The sequence below is a fragment of the Enterorhabdus sp. P55 genome, from assembly GCF_009911695.1.
Classification (GTDB): domain Bacteria; phylum Actinomycetota; class Coriobacteriia; order Coriobacteriales; family Eggerthellaceae; genus Enterorhabdus.
In genome coordinates, this window is the sequence record NZ_QWKK01000008.1 from 34,749 (window position 1) to 53,403 (window position 18,655).

General features: G+C 64.4%; 21 protein-coding genes. 6 read left to right on the forward strand and 15 right to left on the reverse strand.

What is annotated here, in order from left to right; translation table 11 throughout:
• Nucleotides 1-436: 436 nt before the first annotated feature.
• From D1643_RS01825 to D1643_RS01845, 5 genes are all read left to right on the forward strand, one after another.
• A complete protein-coding gene (locus D1643_RS01825; RefSeq protein WP_160708023.1) occupies nucleotides 437-2,671 on the forward strand; it encodes an AAA family ATPase in 2,235 nt (744 codons plus the stop codon).
• Nucleotides 2,672-2,683: 12 nt separating this feature from the next.
• Entirely contained in the window at nucleotides 2,684-3,283 is a 600-nt protein-coding gene (locus D1643_RS12000) for a hypothetical protein (RefSeq protein ID WP_160708025.1), read from the forward strand.
• Nucleotides 3,249-3,998, forward strand: coding sequence for an McrC family protein (locus D1643_RS12005; RefSeq protein WP_370520254.1), 750 nt, complete (start codon nucleotides 3,249-3,251; stop codon nucleotides 3,996-3,998). The genes D1643_RS12000 and D1643_RS12005 overlap by 35 nt, the downstream gene beginning before the upstream one ends.
• Before the next feature lie 111 nt (nucleotides 3,999-4,109).
• Nucleotides 4,110-4,367, forward strand: coding sequence for a DUF4160 domain-containing protein (locus D1643_RS01840; protein WP_160708027.1), 258 nt, complete (start codon nucleotides 4,110-4,112; stop codon nucleotides 4,365-4,367).
• 9 nt (nucleotides 4,368-4,376) lie between these two features.
• Nucleotides 4,377-4,676, forward strand: coding sequence for a DUF2442 domain-containing protein (locus D1643_RS01845; RefSeq protein ID WP_160708029.1), 300 nt, complete (start codon nucleotides 4,377-4,379; stop codon nucleotides 4,674-4,676).
• A gap of 134 nt (nucleotides 4,677-4,810) precedes the next feature.
• On the opposite strand, the gene D1643_RS01850 is transcribed toward D1643_RS01845, so the two are convergent.
• The 15 genes from D1643_RS01850 to D1643_RS01920 all read right to left on the reverse strand — a co-directional run bounded on the left by D1643_RS01850 (nucleotide 4,811) and on the right by D1643_RS01920 (nucleotide 17,873).
• On the reverse strand, nucleotides 4,811-5,245 hold the full coding sequence (locus D1643_RS01850) for a F0F1 ATP synthase subunit epsilon (RefSeq protein WP_160708031.1): 435 nt from the start codon (nucleotides 5,243-5,245) through the stop codon (nucleotides 4,811-4,813).
• Between the two features lie 2 nt (nucleotides 5,246-5,247).
• Nucleotides 5,248-6,690 carry a F0F1 ATP synthase subunit beta gene (gene atpD / locus D1643_RS01855; protein ID WP_160708033.1) on the reverse strand — a complete coding sequence of 481 codons (1,443 nt, stop codon included), beginning with the start codon at nucleotides 6,688-6,690 and terminating at the stop codon, nucleotides 5,248-5,250.
• A complete protein-coding gene (atpG, locus tag D1643_RS01860; RefSeq protein WP_160708035.1) occupies nucleotides 6,691-7,620 on the reverse strand; it encodes an ATP synthase F1 subunit gamma in 930 nt (309 codons plus the stop codon).
• Nucleotides 7,621-7,632: 12 nt separating this feature from the next.
• Nucleotides 7,633-9,204 (reverse strand): F0F1 ATP synthase subunit alpha, encoded by a 1,572-nt coding sequence (gene atpA, locus D1643_RS01865; RefSeq protein WP_201750908.1) that lies wholly within the window; start codon nucleotides 9,202-9,204, stop codon nucleotides 7,633-7,635.
• Entirely contained in the window at nucleotides 9,198-9,776 is a 579-nt protein-coding gene (atpH, locus tag D1643_RS01870) for an ATP synthase F1 subunit delta (RefSeq protein WP_160708037.1), read from the reverse strand. The genes atpA and atpH overlap by 7 nt, the downstream gene beginning before the upstream one ends.
• Nucleotides 9,766-10,386 (reverse strand): F0F1 ATP synthase subunit B, encoded by a 621-nt coding sequence (atpF, locus tag D1643_RS01875; protein WP_160708039.1) that lies wholly within the window; start codon nucleotides 10,384-10,386, stop codon nucleotides 9,766-9,768. The genes atpH and atpF overlap by 11 nt, the downstream gene beginning before the upstream one ends.
• Before the next feature lie 56 nt (nucleotides 10,387-10,442).
• Entirely contained in the window at nucleotides 10,443-10,661 is a 219-nt protein-coding gene (gene atpE / locus D1643_RS01880) for an ATP synthase F0 subunit C (protein ID WP_370520255.1), read from the reverse strand.
• A gap of 141 nt (nucleotides 10,662-10,802) precedes the next feature.
• Nucleotides 10,803-11,585: a F0F1 ATP synthase subunit A gene (gene atpB, locus D1643_RS01885; protein WP_370520257.1), complete on the reverse strand. Its 783-nt coding sequence runs from the start codon at nucleotides 11,583-11,585 to the stop codon at nucleotides 10,803-10,805.
• A gap of 17 nt (nucleotides 11,586-11,602) precedes the next feature.
• Nucleotides 11,603-11,884, reverse strand: a complete 282-nt coding sequence (locus D1643_RS01890; RefSeq protein WP_160708041.1) for a hypothetical protein — start codon at nucleotides 11,882-11,884, stop codon at nucleotides 11,603-11,605.
• 267 nt (nucleotides 11,885-12,151) lie between these two features.
• Entirely contained in the window at nucleotides 12,152-12,637 is a 486-nt protein-coding gene (locus tag D1643_RS01895; RefSeq protein ID WP_160708043.1) for a cytidine/deoxycytidylate deaminase family protein, read from the reverse strand.
• Nucleotides 12,638-12,676: 39 nt separating this feature from the next.
• Nucleotides 12,677-13,315: a uracil phosphoribosyltransferase gene (upp, locus tag D1643_RS01900; protein ID WP_160708045.1), complete on the reverse strand. Its 639-nt coding sequence runs from the start codon at nucleotides 13,313-13,315 to the stop codon at nucleotides 12,677-12,679.
• Between the two features lie 27 nt (nucleotides 13,316-13,342).
• Nucleotides 13,343-14,599, reverse strand: coding sequence for a serine hydroxymethyltransferase (gene glyA / locus D1643_RS01905; protein ID WP_160708047.1), 1,257 nt, complete (start codon nucleotides 14,597-14,599; stop codon nucleotides 13,343-13,345).
• A gap of 4 nt (nucleotides 14,600-14,603) precedes the next feature.
• Nucleotides 14,604-15,047 carry a ribose 5-phosphate isomerase B gene (gene rpiB / locus D1643_RS01910; RefSeq protein ID WP_160708049.1) on the reverse strand — a complete coding sequence of 148 codons (444 nt, stop codon included), beginning with the start codon at nucleotides 15,045-15,047 and terminating at the stop codon, nucleotides 14,604-14,606.
• A 197-nt stretch (nucleotides 15,048-15,244) separates the two neighbouring features.
• Complete coding sequence (locus D1643_RS11735; RefSeq protein WP_160708051.1) at nucleotides 15,245-16,894, reverse strand: L-threonylcarbamoyladenylate synthase; 1,650 nt, start codon at nucleotides 16,892-16,894, stop codon at nucleotides 15,245-15,247.
• A gap of 457 nt (nucleotides 16,895-17,351) precedes the next feature.
• The gene (locus D1643_RS01920) at nucleotides 17,352-17,873 is read right to left on the reverse strand and encodes a cob(I)yrinic acid a,c-diamide adenosyltransferase (RefSeq protein WP_160708053.1); all 522 of its coding nucleotides are present in this window, start codon (nucleotides 17,871-17,873) and stop codon (nucleotides 17,352-17,354) included.
• A gap of 129 nt (nucleotides 17,874-18,002) precedes the next feature.
• On the opposite strand from D1643_RS01920, the gene D1643_RS01925 reads away from it, so the two are divergent.
• Nucleotides 18,003-18,401, forward strand: a complete 399-nt coding sequence (locus D1643_RS01925) for an MGMT family protein (RefSeq protein ID WP_160708055.1) — start codon at nucleotides 18,003-18,005, stop codon at nucleotides 18,399-18,401.
• Nucleotides 18,402-18,655 lie beyond the last annotated feature (254 nt).

Genomic DNA, 18,655 nt, shown 5'->3' on the forward strand with positions numbered 1-18,655 from the left:
GATGCGCCTCGCAGGTGATCAGGGCGCCGGGATGCGTTTGGGGGAGGTGTGGCGCAGGGGGATTTTTCGGTAAGCCATGATACCAGCAAAGCCGCTCCCCCGCCCCCGAACAAACCATGGAGATTGGACGAAGCCGAGGAGCGTCCAGAACTACCCGCCCGTTAAACTCTGAATCAATTGAGCAGAGGGGGAAACGTTTGAACTAATCAGCCCAGCCACCCACAGTCGGAGGCAATGTGTCGCAACACCTCGAGACCGTCCCCTGCCCCCCCGAATTCCCCGATCGCAACTGTGCAGGAAAAGCTTTGTCATCACGTAGACGAACGATACGCTGGATGGTATTTTGCCTATGAGAGTCGCTCAGCACAGGGAAATTTGCGTTCACTTATACCGAACCATCCGATCGAGAATAAAGATCAAGTCAGGAGCATCGTCGATGGGCCAGCCGACATTTCAATGGATTCCCGTCTACAAAGTCATTGCCGAGGAAATCCAAAAGAGGAATACCCCTCGCGGCCGCGAAGAGCTGCTCGACATCTGTGCCGAGTGTCTGGGAAAAGATGACTGGGAGTACGTTGACCCGCTTGCAATATTCCTTGCGTTCAATCGCTCCGGGAAAAACAACAATCTGCAGCGCGCGAAGCAAATTCGCTCTCTCATGAAGGCGTTCGAAATTGAGCTCCCCTTCGATGACGACCTAAGCGGCATCCCAACAACTTACCAGCGGTTCGGCATAATAGCCCACAATGCCGACGATGCCGAAAAGAGCTGGGATCTCTTCGGTCTTATCCTCAATGGGGATGACCAGATATTGGAAAACGAATCATTCCTTGAAATGATGGATCAGGTAGCTGCATTTAACGGCAACAGGCATTTTAACGATCTTACAAAAATCCTGTATATGATTAACCCCCGCGTTTTCTTTCCCCTCCACCACTCCAACAACGATTTGGTCAGAGATCGTTATGGAGTGGACTGCAGAATTATCCATCATTCGGCAAAGGGATACGCTGAGTTCATTAAGCAGCTCAAAGATGCCCCCGCTGAAAAGTTCTGGCTCCTATCTAACTCAGCTGATCCCCACCTCGGCAATGGCATCAATGCTCAGATAGATCCCGAATCGCCCTCAGCCTCCCGAGCTCCACAAGGTAGGAACATCATTTTGTATGGCCCTCCCGGCACCGGCAAGACCTACAGTGTGCCAGCAGCCGCGTGGCTCATAGCTAATGGAAAAGAATGCTCTCTCGACAGCCTTCGTGACCTTTCCCCGGAAGATCACGAAGCAGCTAAACAATGGTATAATGCGCAGCTACAAAAGCCCGATGGACAGATCGCCTTCACCACCTTTCATCAATCATATGGCTATGAGGAATTCATTGAGGGCATTCGTCCCGTCATTGCCGAAGAGAGCCCCGAAAGCGACGGCAGTTTGTCCTATTGCCACGAAGACGGCATTTTCAAATCTTTTTGCAAGCGGGCTTCTCAGCCCATTGTCTTAGGAGGGGCCGAACGCCTCGGGCTCAACAGCAATCCAACCGTGTGGAAGGTGTCGCTCGACGGCACCGGGCCTAACCCCATTCGCGCCGACTGCCTCGAAAACGGCCACATCCGCATCGGATGGGACGAGTACGGCCCTGTCATCACCGACGGGATAGACTACAAGCACGGCGGCAAGGGAATACTCAACTACTTCACAAACGTCATGCGTTCGGGCGACATTGTGCTCTCATGCTACTCTGCCACGACTGTCGACGCAATCGGCGTTATAACTGGCGACGCTGAATGGCACGAGGAGTATGATCGCCTCAAACGGCAGCGAGAGGTGAATTGGCTCGTAAAGGACCTCTCCCTCAATATCGTCGAGCAATTCAACGCGCCCACCATGACGCTCTCGACTATCTACCGCTCAAAGGTAAGCGCCGGGGACATTTTGAAGGTTGTCGAGAGAGAAAGCGGTGGTGAGATAGCATCACCTAATGACAATTCGTATATCTTTGTTATTGACGAGATTAACCGCGGAAATATCTCCAAGATATTCGGAGAGCTCATCACTCTTATTGAAGAGTCGAAACGAGCAGGCCTCGCCGATGAACAGCGAGCTGTCCTCCCTTACACCAAGGAGGTCTTCTCAGTCCCTGCAAACGTCACTATTCTTGGCACCATGAACATGGCAGATCGATCTCTGACTCAGCTTGACGCAGCTCTGCGCCGACGCTTTAAGTTTATCGAACTTGCTCCCAACCCATCAGCCATCAAGCCCCAAAACATCGAGAGCACCGAGGGGCCCATCAACCTCAGCTCTATTCTAAGCGCGATGAATGCGCGCATTGCAGCCCTCTATGATCAGGATCACCTCATCGGCCATTCCTATTTCATAGGCACCAAAACTTTCAAAGATCTACGGCAGCGTTTCAGTCAAAACATCCTTCCCTTACTCCAAGAGTACTTCTACGATGATTACGACAAGATCCGGCTTGTGCTGAACGATAGCAGCGACGCGGAAGGCTTCATCGTCAAGAGGCAGATAGAAGGAAAATACCTGGGCAATCTCGGGAATGTGGCCGCACCGCTAATGGTCAGCGATAGCGCCCAATGGGAGCCACGGCACTTTATGGCCATCTACGAAGAGACGCCACTTAAAGTCAGGCCAACCAGCGTAAAACAAGGATGACCTAGACCTGCCATGAAGGATACCTTGACTCTGTTTGAGTACGACCATCTCTGCACCGACGACGGAGCAGAAGACACCATTTTTATCGACAGTGACGCCTTCAATGCCCTTGAATTGTTCCTTTGCTCCCAAGCCGCTAACGAGAACATCAACGCGGAGGAGACACATGCGGTGTTTCGCTTCTCCAGCCGGCGGGGACGGAAAACACTCGCTGCTCAGAATTACGTCGGTGTTATCTCTGCTGGCAACACAGAAATTGAGATATTGCCCAAAATTGGCAAAAAAATCCGGTACTGCGATTCCGAATACGAGCGTGTACGTCGCACGTTTCTTGCTATGCTGCAAGAATTGCGAGACGCCCCTTTCAAGAACCTGGGCTGCGCAGAATTGACAACGGCCAGGATGCCCTTGTTTGAGATATTCATTTCAGCATTTCTCAATGAGGTGAGCAAGGTTGTCCGAAGTGGCCTAAGATCCGATTACCAAGACTGGTCGGGAAACGAGCGCTTCCTGAGGGGGGCGACTCAACTTTTCCGAGCAGCTACGTCTCAATCACGCCAACAGCTCTCGCTTTGCTGTGGAGTACAGCGTCTATCACGTGAATCGACCTGAAAATCGCCTGATTAAGACAGCTTTACAGTTCGCGGCACGACGGTCGCAGAACCCACTTAACCGGCGACGTATCAAAATTGCCTCAGATCACCTCTCTGATGTTGAACCTAGCACCAATCCCCGCGCCGATTTCGCAGCCTGCAAGAGCGACCGCAACATGACCCACTATGCCAGCGCGCTCGCCTGGTGTCGCATCTTCTTAGCCAGCGAAGCACCTGTCCCCTTTCCCGGCATCATTGCCGCCGATGCCCTGCTGTTTCCCATGGATCGAATCTTCGAGAACTACGTAGCCGCCCAGTTGCGCCGCGCTTGCGCATCGATCGGCATTATCATGCAGTCCCAAGACCATGGCAAGTATTTGTTCGATGAACCAAAGCGATACCATTTGCGTCCTGACCTTGTCGCCACGAACGACAATCGCACAGTCATTCTGGACACCAAGTGGAAGCTGCCAATAAATGGCAAGCCAGCCCAGGGGGACATGTACCAGATGCTCGCCTACGCGATTCGCTATGGGGCCGATCACGTGGTGCTCGTGTACCCAACCACCATCGACAGCCCCAGTGGAAAGAGGCAATCTCATCGCATCGACATCTCGGGAAGAGCCACCTGGATACATACTTATTTTTATTCCCTTCCCGAGATTACCGCCGGAAATGACGAGCATTATGACGGCGCACAGGAACTAGCTGGTTTTATTTACGGCCTCTTCTAGCATCCATGTCGCCAACGCTTGCCGCAGGCTCCCAGCCTCCATCAGCCCCTAGCCCACAGGCGCCTATGCTAATATGGCCTTGACAGCATGATCGATGCGAGGTGATTGCACATGCCGGAGATCTCTCTGTTCAGAGGCATTCGGGTCACTATGTACTATAGTGACCACAATCCTCCCCATTTCCATGCGGAGTGTGGCAGCTATAAGTGCCTGGTGGACATCGCGGCCGGCTGCGTCCTCAACGGCTCCCTCCCGGCACGGCAGCTGAAGCTTATTCTCGCGTGGAACGAGCTGCATCGAGACGAGCTCATGCAGAACTGGGAGCTCGCCAAGGAAAACCGTGTCCTCAACCAGATCAATCCGCTGTAGGGAGCACTTATGCAGACCGACTATTTCCCGACGGTAGTGCAAGCCGTAGCCGGCCCCGAGAAAACGGTGTACGCCTACTTCTCCGACGGCCGTATCACCCACTTCGATCTGAGCGACCTCATCGCCGAAGGTGGCGTATTCGCGCAGCTCGCCGATGATGACCTCTTTGCCAGCGCGCTCACCGTCCTCAACGACACCGTCGCCTGGGACGTGAGCGGGCGCTACGACCCCGCCACCTGCATCGATCTCGACCCTTTCACCGTGTATGCGGCGGAGCGGGTTTCCGATCCCCTGGAGGATGTCGCGTAACACGACCCGCAAGTCAGGCTGACTCCCGAGCATTCCCCAAGGCCAGCCTCGCATCCGTCCCTCATCCCCGAAAACTCAAAGGGGGCGCCCCCATCGGAGCGCCCCCTTCAAACAGGCTCTTTCGGAAAAGAGTATTACTGGGCGGCCTCGCTTGCCACCTTGAGCTGCAGGTCGTACCACGCCATGTGGTTCTGGCAGTTCTCCAGGGCCACACGGGCCTGCTCGGTGTCCTGGCCCTCCAGATCCTCGATCTGCTGGCGCAGGGCCTCGGCCTTCTCCTTGACCTCCTCGACGTCAAGCGTGTCGAGGTCGGTGCCGAAGCGGCCGAGCACCGTCAGCGTGTCACGGTACACCTGAGCGGCGCCCTCGTAGAGCAGGAAGCGACGCCGATCGTTGCCGGCTTCATCCAGCCAGAGGGTCAGCACGCCCTGCTTGTCCGCGGACACGAGCATCTCGTGCCCCGGCAGGACGCCGTAGCCGCCTTCCGCGCCGGGAACCGACGCGTAGTGGATCTCACCGGAGAACAGCTCGCGGGTGGGAATGGCCACCGTGCAGCGAAGGGTTGCCATGCTTACTCATCCTTCTGCATCGCGTCGTAGGCCGCGTAGACATCCTCGATGGGGCCCTTGTTCACGAAGCACTGCTCGGGGATGTGGTCGCACTTGCCGTCGAGGATCTCGGCGAAGGAGCGCACCGTGTCCTCCACGCGGACGTAGACACCCGGCACGCCGGTGAAGACCTCGGCCACGTGGAACGGCTGGCCCAGGAACTTCTGGATCTTGCGGGCGCGGTTGACGGTGAGCTTCTGCTCCTCCGACAGCTCGTCCATGCCGAGGATGGCGATGATATCCTGCAGGTCCTTGTACTGCTGCAGGATCTGCTGCACGCCCACGGCCACGCGGTAGTGCTCCTCGCCGACGATCTCCGGGTCGAGCGCGCGGGAGGTGGACTCCAGCGGGTCGACGGCGGGGTAGATGCCCAGCTCGGCGATGCCGCGGGAGAGAACCGTTTTGGCGTCCAGGTGGGTGAACGTGGTGGCCGGCGCGGGGTCGGTCAGGTCGTCAGCGGGAACGTAGACGGCCTGCACCGAGGTGATGGAGCCCGTGGTGGTGGAGCAGATGCGCTCCTGCAGGTCGCCCATCTCGGTGGCCAGCGTCGGCTGGTAGCCCACGGCGGAGGGCATGCGGCCCAGCAGGGCCGACACCTCGGAGCCCGCCTGGGTGAAGCGGAAGATGTTGTCGATGAACAGCAGCACGTCCTGGCCCTGATCGCGGAAGTACTCCGCCTCGGTCAGGCCGGCCAGGCCCACGCGCAGACGGGCTCCCGGAGGCTCGTTCATCTGACCGTACACGAGGCAGGTCTTGTTGATGACGCCCGACTCCTCCATCTCCAGGTAGAGGTCGGTGCCCTCACGGGTGCGCTCGCCCACGCCCGTGAACACCGACGTGCCGCCGTGCTCCTGGGCCAGGTTGTTGATGAGCTCCTGGATGGTAACGGTCTTGCCGACGCCAGCGCCGCCGAACAGGCCCGTCTTACCGCCCTTGACGTAGGGCTCGATCAGGTCGACGACCTTGATGCCGGTCTCGAACGTCTCGGTGGTGGTGATGAGCGTGTCGAACGCGGGCGCGGGATGGTGGATGGGCATCCACTCCACGTCGGTGGGCATGGGCTTGCCGTCGACGGGCTCGCCCAGCACGTTCCAGATGCGGCCGAGGGTCGCCTGACCCACGGGCATCATGATGGGAGCGCCCGTGTCCACGGCGTCCATGCCGCGCACCATGCCGTCGGTCGAGCTCATGGCAACCGTGCGGACCAGATCGCCGGGAAGCTGCGTCTGAACCTCGAGCACGGTGCTGACCTCGCCCATCGGGGTAGTAGCTTTCACGGTCAAGGCGTTGTAGATGGCCGGCATGGCGTCCGGCGGGAACTCAACGTCTACAACAGCGCCGACGATGCGGACGATCCGCCCCGTAGCGCCCTGCTTGGCCGCTCCTTTTTCGATAGTTTCAGCCATTTATTCCTCCAAAGCTGCGGCGCCGCCAACGATCTCGGTGATCTCGGTGGTGATCGCGCCCTGGCGCACGCGGTTGTACACGCGGGTCAGGGTGGAGACCATCTCGTTAGCGTTGTCGGTAGCCGACTTCATTGCGTTGCGGCGAGCGCCTTGTTCGCCCGCAGCGGAATCGAGAAGTGCGAAGTAGAAGGCGTTGCGCAGGTAGGCCTGCATCAGGTACCGCATGACGGACTCCGCATCCGGCTCGAAGTCGAGGTCTCCCGGAGGGATGGTGTCATCCTTCTCGCGGAAGCTCGCGAAGACGTCCTCCTCCTTGGGCTTGAGGCCCAAAAGGTCAGCGTAGGACTGCTGGTTCACGGGCAGCACCTGCTGCTCGACCAGGCGCTGCTCAGCGGCGTTCTTCGCGTGGTTGTACACGATGATCGCCTCGTCGAGCGTGCCCTCGCGGTAGCCCTCGGCCAGGTAAGCGGAGATCTGGGCCGCCTCCTCGTAGGTGGGGTCGGCGGAAAGCCCCTGGAACTCCATCACCGGCTTGATGTTGCGGTAGCTGAAATAGCCCAGGGCCTTCTTGCCGCACGCAACAACCTCGACCTCGACGCCCTGGCGCTCCTTCTCGCGGATGAGCTTCTCGGCGTGGCGCAGCACGTTGCTGTTGAAGCCGCCGGCCAGGCCGCGGTCAGAGGTGACCACGACCACCAGCGCGCGCTTGACCTCGTCATGAACCTGGAGCAGGGGCTCGGAGTCCATCGGGGCGTGCTTCGCCGCGTTGATGAGCATGTCCGAGACGGCCATGGCCCAGGGCAGCGCGTCGTTCACCCGCTCGGTGGCCCGGCGGATCTTCGCAGCCGCGACCATCTCCATGGTGCGCGTGATCTGCTTCGTCGAGGCGACGGAGTTGATTCGCCGTTCTATGTCGTGAAGGTTGGGCATGGTGACCGCCTTTTACGCCGTCGGGACGAAGGACTGCTTGAACGCGCTGATGGCGTCGTTCAGGGAGGCCTTGATCTCGTCGGTCAGCTTCTTCTCCGTCATGATGCTCTCGAAGATCTGCGGCTTCTGGGCGCGGATGGTGTCGAGCAGCTCCGTGCGGAAGCGCACCACGTCGTCCAGCGGCAGATCGTCCAGGTAGCCCTCGTTGCCGGCGTAGATGGAGACCACCTGCTCGGCGACGGGCATGGGGTTGTAGCGGCCCTGCTTCAGCAGCTCGGTCATGTGGGAGCCGCGGGTCAGCTGGTCCTGCGTGGCCTTGTCCAGGTCGGAGCCGAACTGGGTGAAGGCCTGCAGCTCGCGGTAGGACGCGAGGTCCAGACGCAGGGAGCCGGCCACCTGCTTCATGGCCTTGATCTGCGCGGAGCCGCCGACTCGGGACACAGAGATGCCCACGTCAACAGCGGGGCGCTGGCCCTGGAAGAACAGGTCGGTCTGCAGGAAGATCTGACCGTCGGTGATGGAGATCACGTTGGTCGGGATGTAGGCGGACACGTCGCCAGCCTGGGTCTCGATGATCGGCAGGGCCGTCATGGAGCCGGCGCCGTTCTCGTCGGACATCTTGACCGCGCGCTCCAGCAGGCGGGAGTGCAGGTAGAACACGTCGCCCGGGTAGGCCTCGCGTCCCGGAGGACGGCGCAGGGTCAGCGACATCTGGCGGTAGGCCACGGCCTGCTTGGACAGGTCGTCGTAGATGATGAGGACCGCGCGGCCCTTGTTCTCGGGGCCGGCGGGCTCGCCGTTCTCGCCGTTGTAGACGAAGTACTCGCCCATGGCAGCACCGGCCATGGGGGCGATGTACTGCAGCGGGGCCGAGTCAGACGCGTTGGCGGAGACGATGATGGTCTTGTCCATGACGCCGTGGCGCTCGAGCGTCTCGACGACGCCGGCAACCGTGGAGGCCTTCTGGCCGATGGCGACATAGATGCAGATCATGTCGGTCTCTTTTTGGTTGATGATGGCGTCGATGGCGATAGCCGTCTTGCCGGTCTGGCGGTCGCCGATGATGAGCTCGCGCTGGCCGCGGCCGATGGGGATCATCGAGTCGATGGCCAGGATGCCCGTCTGCATGGGCTCGTGCACGGGCTTGCGCGAGGTCACGCCCGGGGCCTTGAACTCGACAGGGCGGTAGCCCTCGGCAGTGATGGGGCCCTTGCCGTCGATGGGCATGCCGAGCGGGTTCACGACGCGGCCCAGCAGGCCCTTGCCGGCGGGAACCTCAACGATACGACCGGTGGTACGAACCTGGTCGTTCTCACGAATTGCGGTGACGTCACCGAGGAGCACGGCGCCGACCTCGTCTTCCTCGAGGTTCTGAGCCAGGCCGTAGACGGTCTTGCCCTCCTTGCTGACGAACTCGAGCAGCTCGCCCGCCATGGCGTCGCGCAGGCCGTCGACGCGGGCGATGCCGTCGCCGACCTGGATGACCGTGCCGACTTCGCGAGACTCGACGCTGACGTTCAGCGCGGCGAGCTGCTTGCGCAGGGCATCGTCAATGGACTGTGCGGTGATTTCAGTCACTAGCATTCACCTCCATCTGAAGAATCCTTGAGCACCTGGCGCGCGTGGTTGATCTGCGAGATTATGCTCGCGTCGATGCGCTTGCCGTTGGCGCTCATGATGATGCCGCCCAAAATAGACTTGTCGATGCGCTCGCGCAGAACGATCTTCTTGCCCAAATCGGCTTCGGCTTTGCGGGTAATAAGGGTGCGCAGGTTGTCGTCGAGGGCCACGGCCGTCGTGACGTCCACCACGCAGAGGTCGAGCTTGGAGCTGAGCTCCTCGCCGTAGGCCTCGTAGACGCGGGGGAGCAGGTCGGCATCGCCGCGCTCGGCCATGACGGCCATGACCCCGATGAACACCGGGTTGCAGTCGGCGAAGACGGCCTCGGCCAGGTCGTGACGCTGCTGCGCGGTGTAGTCGAGGTTCGACAGCGCGTGGGAGAGATCCATGTCGGCGTTCATGACGCGCAGGACCTCCTCCATCTGATCGCGGACCTCGACCACGGCGTCCTGGCCGCCGGCCTGGTTCGCCCCGTCGAACATGACGGCGGCGTAGGTGGCGACTTCCTCTTTGACGACAAGGCGATTAGTTGGCATTGAAACTACCTGCCTCGCTCACGTAGCGCTCGATGATCTTGCGATGCTCGCCCTCGGTGAGGTCCTCGCCGATGAGCTTAGCAGCCACATCCACGGAGATGTCCACCACGGAGCCCTGAAGCTCGGCCACAGCCTGCTTCTTCTCGGCCTCGATGGCGACCTTCGCCTTGGCGATCATGTCCTCAGCCTCGGACTGGGCCTTGGCGCTGATGTCCGCCTTCACTGCCTCGCCCGTGGCACGGGCGTCGGAGATGATCTGGGCTGCCTGGGCCTTGGCGTCAGCGAGCTGCTGCTTGTACTCCTGGAGCACGCGTTCGCTCTCGATCTGAGCTTCCTCGGACTTCTTCAGGGCCTCGCGGATGGTGTTCTCGCGCTTCTCCAGCATGCCGTTAAACATCGGCCAGCCGAACTTCGCGAGAATGATCCAGAGGATGATGAAGGCGACGAGCATCGGGATGAACTCGATCATGTCGGGCAGGATCTGAGCGATGCCACCCGCCTTCTCGTCGGCAGCTTCAGGAGAGGCGAACGCGAGCGCCGGGAACGCAGCAGTCACCGCCAGCGCCGAGGCGCTGAGCTTCGCAACTGCCTTGCTTGCTCTTGCTTTCACGTATAACCTCCTTCTAGCCTTTTCGCGGCTTACAAACCGAATCAGACTGAAGTGGGTTACAGGATGAAGGCCAGAACGAAGCCGATGAGGGCGAGGGCCTCGGCAAGGGCGGCGCCGATGATGAAGTTGGTGAACAGACGCCCCTGAACCTCGGGCTGGCGGGCGGTGCCGATGCAGCAGCCGTAGCAGGCCAGGCCGATGCCCACGCCAGGGCCGATGGCGCCGAGGCCGTAGCCGATGACCTTCAGAGCAGAAAGTACGAGTTCGATTTCCACAATTTCCTCCTTTTACCGTTTTTGAGCCTGTTTCCCAAAAACAATGACATCTATGGTCAACCGACGATGTGGATGTGCCGGTAGAACCCAAGCGGGTGCGGGGAGCGCGGCTCCCCAGGGGCACGCAGCCCCGACGGGCGCCTAGTGCGCCGAGGTGGCCAGCGAGATGTACACGGAGGTGAGCACCGTGAACACGTAGGCCTGAAGGAAGGCGACGAGGGTCTCCAGCGCGTACATGACGAGCAGGAGCGCGAACCACGCCACAGAGATGCCGGCGGTGGGGCTCATGGCCTCGATGCCGGTGGTCAGGAAGATGCCAGTGGCCAGGGCGAAGATGCCCAGCACCATATGGCCGGCGAACATGTTGCCGTAGAGTCGGACAGCCAGGGTAAGCCAGCGCAGAATGAGCGAGATGAGCTCGAAGAACCAGATGATGGGCACCATGGGGGCCGGCAGGCCGGACGGGGCGATAGACTTGATGTAGCCCAGGCCGCCGTGGGCCTTGATGCCGCACCAGTTGAAGTAGAGGAAGGAGAGGGTCGCGAGCGCCCAGGTGACCGAGATGGTGCCGGTGGGCGTCTTACAGCCGGGGATGAGGCCGACGAAGTTCGAGATGAGAATGAAGAAGAACATCGTGGCCAGGAAGGGCACGTGCTTCTTGTAGCCGTGGCCAATGATGCCCTCGCCCATGTCGTTGCGGACGAACTGGTAGCCGTACTCGACGGTGTTCACGAACTTGTTGGTGGGCACGAGGGTCAGCTTGCGCGCGACGGTCAGAACCACCACGCAGGTGATGATCCAGCAGATCACCATCCACAGCACGTACTGCGTCATGCCGAAGGTGCTGCTCCCGACGACGATGGTGGAGTTAAAGGACTCCTGCAGTTCCTGCGCATGGTGTGACAGTTGTTCAAGAGCGTCCACGTATCAACCCTTTCCTTCTACTTTCTCACGACGGTGCCCACGCCGTAGGCGATGGCCACCGTGCTCAGGGCAACGACCTCGGCCACCACGAAGGGAAAGCCGAGCTCCCGGTTGAGGGCGATGCAGACGACGGCCGTCATGACCAGGATGACGAAGGAGACGAACAGCGCCAGGAACAGCACCAGCATGGAGCCGGCGATGCCCGCAGAGGCCGTCTTCCTCGTCATGCGCAGCCCGATGAGCAGCGGGGCGAACCCCGCCACGCCGGCGAACGCTCCGAGGATAATCGCAAGTGCCATAAACCGTCCTCATCCGAGCGCCGCATCGCGCATTCAACCCATTAAACCGCTACGTATGATAGCGTCGGCACGGGGGTTGGCAGGTGAGAGTTTGCGAAAATAGGCGAGCGGCGCGCGGGGCGCGCGAAGGGCGCCCCAGACGCGGCACGGCCCCGCCCCTCGCCGTGGAGGGACGGGGCCGCGAAGGCGGTCGGACGCAGTTGGGGACGCGAGGCGCGGGCCCGCGCAGGGCACGCGACGGGACCTCGACGCCAGGACGCAGGCGGGCTACTCGGCCGCGGGCTCGGCGCCCGGCTCGAAGACGCGCACCTTGATGCCGGACTCCGCGAGCATGGACATGGCCAGCTCGTCGGGATAGGGGTTCTGGTAGACCACCTCGGTGATGCCGGAGTTGATGAGCATCTTGGCGCACACCACGCAGGGCTGGGTGTTGATGTAGATGGTGGCGCCGTCGATGTCGGTGCCGAAGCGGGCGGCCTGGACGATGGCGTTCTGCTCGGCGTGCAGCCCGCGGCAGATCTCGTGGCGCTGGCCCGAGGGCACGCCGAGCTGCTGGCGCAGGCAGCCGGTCTCGGCGCAGTGGGCGAGGCCCGTGGGCACGCCGTTGTAGCCCGTGGCCAGGATGCGGCGGTCCTTGACGATGACCGCCCCCACCCCGCGGCGCAGGCAGGTGGTGCGCTCGGCCACCTCGTTGGCCAGCTTCATGAAGTACTCGTCCCAGCTGGGGCGGCTGTCCTTGAAGCCCTCGGACATGGCGTCCTCCTTCCCCGGCGGCGCGCTGGGCGCCCCCGGCTACTTGGTTCCGAAGATGCGGTCGCCCGCGTCGCCCAGGCCCGGCACGATGTAGGCGTTCTCGTTGAGGCCCTCGTCGACGGCGCAGGTGTAGACGCGCACGTCGGGGTCAGAGGCCAGCACGGCCTCGATGCCCTCGGGAGCAGCCACGAGCACCATGAGCTTGATGGTGCCCCGCACGCCCGCCTCGCGCAGGTAGCGCACGGCCGCGGCGGCCGAGCCGCCCGTGGCCAGCATCGGATCCACCACGAGCACCTGGCGGCTGGCGATGTCGGCCGGCAGCTTGTCGTAGTAGACGTGGGGCTCGTGGGTCTCCTCGTCGCGGAACATGCCCAGGTGCCCCACGCGGGCGGCCGGCATGAGCTCGAGCACGCCGTCCACCATGCCCAGGCCGGCGCGCAGGATGGGCACGACGGCCAGCTTCTTGCCGCCGATCTGCTTGGCGTCGGCCGCGCAGATGGGCGTGTTGATGACGATGTTCTCCAGCGGCAGGTCGCGGGTGGCCTCGTAGCCCTCGAACAGGGCCAGCTCGCGCACGAGCTCGCGGAACTGCTTGGAGGAGGTCTCCTCGTCGCGCAGGATGGAGAGCTTGTGCTGCACCATCGGGTGGTCGATGACGATGACGCGTTCGTTGTCCATGGGGCTGCCTTTCCCTCGCTTCCCTACTTAGTACTCCAGGCCCGGGTAGAGCGGGTGCGCCTCGAGCAGCGCGTCCACCTTGCCCCGGATGTCGGCAAGCATGGCCGCGTCGTCGGGATGGAACACCGCGGCGGCGATGAGCTGGCCCACCTGGTAGAAGTCCTCGGCCGTGAAGCCGCGGGTGGTGGCAGCGGCCGACCCCACGCGGATGCCGGAGGTGACGAAGGGCGAGCGCGGCTCGTTGGGGATGGAGTTCTTGTTCACCGTGAGCCCCACCGACTCGAGCAGCTTCTCGGCGTCCTTGCCGGTGATGTCGGCGGCCGTGAGGTCCACCAGGCACAGGTGGTTGTCGGTGCCGCCCGACACGAGGCGCAGGCCGCCGTCGAGCATGCCCTGGCCCAGCGTGCGGCAGTTCTCCACCACGCGCGCGATGTAGTCCCGGTACGCAGGCTGGAGCGCCTCGCCGAAGGCGACGGCCTTGCCAGCGATGACGTGCATGAGCGGGCCGCCCTGGGCGCCGGGGAAGATGGCCTTGTTGATGCGCTTGGCCATCTCCTCGTCGTTGGTGAGGATGAAGCCGCCGCGCGGGCCGCGCAGGGTCTTGTGGCTCGTGGAGGTGACGATGTCGGCATGGGGCACGGGGCTCGGGTGCAGGCCCGCAGCCACGAGGCCGGCGATGTGGGCCATGTCCACCATGAGGTAGGCGCCCACCTCGTGGGCGATGGCGGCCATGCGCTCGAAGTCGATGACGCGGGGGTAGGCCGAGGCGCCGCCCACGATGACCTTGGGGCGCACCTCCTTGGCCTGGCGTTCCAGCGCGTCGTAGTCGATGGTCTCGGTGGCCGGGTCGACGCCGTAGGAGACGATGTGGTAGAGCAGGCCCGAGAAGTTGACGGGGCTGCCGTGGGTGAGGTGGCCGCCGTGGTCGAGGCTCATGCCGAGCACCGTGTCGCCCGGCTCGATCATGGCCAGGTAGGCGCCGAAGTTGGCGCTCGCGCCGGAGTGGGGCTGGACGTTGGCGAAGGCGGCGCCGTAGAGCTCGCAGGCGCGGTCGCGCGCGAGGTCTTCCACCACGTCCACTTTCTCGCAGCCGCCGTAGTAGCGCTTGCCGGGATAGCCCTCGGCGTACTTGTTGGTGAGGACGCTGCCCACCGCCTCCATGACGGCGCGGGACGTGAAGTTCTCCGACGCGATGAGCTCGACGCTGCCGCGCTGGCGGGCCAGCTCGGCGCGCAGGGCGGCCTCGACGGCCGGGTCGGTCTGGGACAGGTGTTCGAGGGCCATGGGCTTAGCGCTTCCTTTCCAGGTCGTGGATCTTGGCGACGCGTCCGGCGTGGCGGCCGCCCCCGAAGGGGGTGGCGAGGAACGCGTCGATGATAGCCTCGTTCTCCTCGAGGCTGACGAAGCGCCCCGAGAGGGTGAGGACGTTGGCGTCGTTGTGCTCGCGGGCGAGCGCGGCGAAGTCGGGCCGCACGATGTTGACGGCGCGGATGCCGTCCACCTTGTTGGCGGCCACGGCCATGCCGATGCCGGTGCCGCAGACGAGCACGCCGAAATCGGCCTGGCCGCCCGCCACGGCGCGGGCCACCTTCTCAGCGTAGTCGGGGTAGTCGACCCGTCCGTCGTCGGCCGGGCCGAGGTCGGCCACGTCGTGGCCCAGGCCCTCCAGGTAGCCGACGAGCGCCTGCTTCTGCTCGAAGCCGGCGTGGTCGCTTGCGATGCTCACGCGCATGGGCGTCCTCCTCCGATGGGACGGGCCGCTCTCCTGCGGGTGCGGCCTGGGGTTTTTCCGACAGCTTGACATTGTAGGCCCAACACGGGGCGACGGCATCGAAGATTGCGCGTGCCGCGCAAAAAACCCGCTGGCGCGCGGGGCGCATGCGAGAAGCGCCGACGGGGGCGGGCGGGGCGGGCTCCGCCTGCGAAGGCCTAGAGCCGCGCGTCGAGCCAGGCGAGGACGTCCTGGTAGACCTCCTCGCGGCCGATCTCGTTGAGGATCTCGTGGCGCATGCCCTCGTAGAGCTTGAGGGACACATCAGCCACGCCCGCGGCCTCCATGCTCTGCGCCGCGCGGGCGACGCCGCGGCCCGCGTCGCCCACTGGATCGGCGTCCCCGGCGATGAACAGGACGGGCAGGTCGTGGGGCACGGCGGCGAAGGTGCGCGGCAGCGCCGCGCGGAAGGCCAGGTCGGTGAGGGCCGCGTAGGCGCCGGCGGAGAACATGAAGCCGCTGGCCTCGTCGGCGATGAAGGCGTCCACCTCGGATTGGTCGCGGGTGAGCCAGTCAAAGGGGGTGCGTGGATCGTCCACCTGATGGGAGTAGGACCCGTCGGCCAGGGAGTGGAGCAGGTTGCTGCGGGCGTCGGCGCCACGCAGGGCCACGATGGCGCGGGCGAGCAGGTTGCCCGCCTTGGAGACGACCACCGGCCGATGGGCGGTACCGCAGATGATGGCGCCGGCCAGGCCCGCTGCGTGGGAGGCCAGGTAGACGCGCAGGACGAGGGATCCCATGGAGTGGCCGAAGAGGAAGTAGGGCACGTCGCCCTCGTAGCGGCCCGCGACGAGGGCGCGCAGGCCGCCCACATCGGCCACGAGAGCATCGGCCCCGGCGGCAGGGTCGATGAGGCCGCGGCTGGCTGGGTCGGGCGCCGTGCCGCCATGGCCCAGGTGGTCGTGGCCGCAGACCACGAAGCCGTGGGAGACGAGGAAGGCGGCGAAGCCCTCGTAGCGGTCGATGTGCTCGGCCATGCCGTGAACGATCTGGACGATGCCGCGAGGACGATCGCCGGAGGCGACGGCGGGCGGCTCCCAGAGCACGGCGTGCACGGGCGTGGAGCCGTCGGCGGAGAGGAAGCCGAGGGGCGTGCGGACGGGCGCGGCCAACGCCGAGGCGGCGTCGCCGGCGGACGCGCAGCCGGCGTCGGCGGACGCATGCTGGGCGCCATCGGCTGCGAGGCCCTCAGCCCGAGTCGCGGCGTGCTGGGCCGCGCAGGCGCGCACCGCGGCGGCCAGGGGGCCCTCGCGCAGGATGACGGGAGCGGGCCCTGTGCAGTCGACGACGGTGGAGGCCGTGCCGCCGGCCGCGCCTGCGCCACCCAGCACGCCGGCACAGGCGGCGGCCAGGGTCTCGTCCACGTCCTCGGCGCGGCGCGGGGCCGGCTCGCCGGCGGGGTTGGCCGAGGTGACGGCCAGGGGGACGCCGGCGGCGCGGATGAGGGCGAGCGCGTCGTCAGAGGCGGGCATGCGCAGGCCGATGGTGCCCGCCTCCGACCGGAAGGCCGGCGGCACGGCGTCGGAGGCGCGCACCACGAGCGTGAGCGCACCCGGCCACAGCCGCGCAGCCAGGTCGCAGGCGTAGGCGGGAGCGTCGACGCCGTAGCGGTCAAGGTCGGCGGGGTCGGCCACGAGCCAGGCGACGGGCTTGCCCTCGTCGCGTCCCTTCAGGCGGAAGAGCTCAGCGGGGTCAACGGCGGGGCCCACCGCCACGCCGAGCCCGTAGACGGTGTCGGTGGGAAGAACGACGGCGCGTCCCTCGGCGAGGGCGACGGCGGCCTCTGCGGCGGTGATGGCGTGAGTCATGCTGCTCCCTTTCCGCGCAGCCCCTCGTCGGAGCCCGCATGGGTGGTCGGCGAACGATCGCCCCTCATGATACCGCCCGCCTCCCCCGCTGCCTGCGGCAAGGCGCCCGGAGGGACGATCCGTAGTCGAGTCGATGCAGTTGTGGAGAAATTGTTAGCCTCAGTTAATACTCTCGCTTTTCGTCAGAAGTTATCTTATATTAACTTTCGTCAGGAAGGACGAGCGCCGAATCGAAGCCGCCGACAAGGCGGGGCCGAGACGGCGAGCAACCTTCCGGGCAACTCCTCCTCTCTTTGCTTTACCGGGTGACGGAGCCCTCCTCGTCTGGCTGCCGTCACAAACAAGAAGGCCCGCAGGATCCCCCTCCCTGCGGGCCATTCTTGTTTGTGGGGCTGCATCAGCCGGCAGGGCGGGCTGCGCAGCGCGTCAAGTTCGCGCCGGGAGCCCCGGCAGCCGTTTAGGCGTCGCGTGCCTCGATGAGGGCGCAGACGAAGCAGAGGTCGGACAGGCGGTTGAGGTAGGCCATCGCCGCGTCGGCCACGATCGGACGGCTGCCCTCCGCGTCCTGGGCACGCAGGCGCCAGAGGGCCCGCTCGCAGCGACGCACGACGGTACGCGCCACGTGGAGCTGGGCCGAGGACGGGTTGGCGCCCGGCAGGTCGAAGCCGAAGCCGTCAGGCAGCGGCGTCGCCAGGAGCGCGACCGTTTGCTCGAGGGCGGCCACGTCGTCAGGGCCGAGAAGCGGATCGCGTCCCGGGTCGGCCACGTCGGCCATCATGACGGCGAGCAGGGACTCGGCGTCGCGCAGTTCCTCGCTCACCGCCGGGTTCTGCGCGAGCGCCCGCGCCATCCCGAGTGCGGCCTGCGCCTCATCCACCAGACCGAGCGCCTCGATGGGCACGCTCGTCTTGGACACCCTCGTGCCGTCGAACAGCGACGTCTCGCCGCCATCCCCCGCCTTCGTCACCGTCGTCCGCATCGCCTTCGCCCCTCTTCCGCCTTCTTGCCGAGTATCACCGCGCCGACCGTGCAGCGCAGCGGCGGCGTTTGACGCCACCATAGCACACGGGGATAATCGAGCCGTCACCGAGGGAGAGGACGTCACCGAATGGGAGCATACGCTGACCAGGTGTTCGAGCAGGTTCGCCGCGTGCCGCGCGGCAAGGTGGCCACCTATGGGCAGATCGCGCGGCTGATCGGCAAGCCGCGCACGGCCCGCTACGTGGGCTACGCCCTGCGCGCGAACCCGGAGCCCGGCGCGGAGGCCGACGACATCCCCTGCCATCGCGTGGTGTTCAAGGACGGCTCGCTCTGCAAGGGCTTCGCCTTCGGCGGACCGGAGGTCCAGCGCGAGATGCTCGAGGCCGAGGGGGTGCCCTTCCTCGACGACGGCCGCATCGACCTGGCCCGCTGCGCCTGGGATCCCCACGCGCCCGCCGACGCGGAGGGCCTGCCCGTCGCTCCCCCGCCCGACTTCGACTGGGCCCGCGAGCTGGGCGAGGGGTAGGCGATCGCGCGAGGGCTGGTACGGGGCGCCCGGGCGAGACGGAGGCGGGAGGCGAGCGAGGACGCGGGGGCGCGGGACTGCGCGCGGACGAGGCGCCGAGGCGAGAACGGGAGCGCGGGCGGGTGCGCGGGGGCGGAAGCGCGACGCCAGCGCGAGGGCGAGGGCGCGGGACTGTGGCACGCAGGGACGCGTGGACGCGCGCGGACGAGGCGCCGAGGCGAGAACGGGAGCCGGGCGGGTGCGCGGGGGCGGAA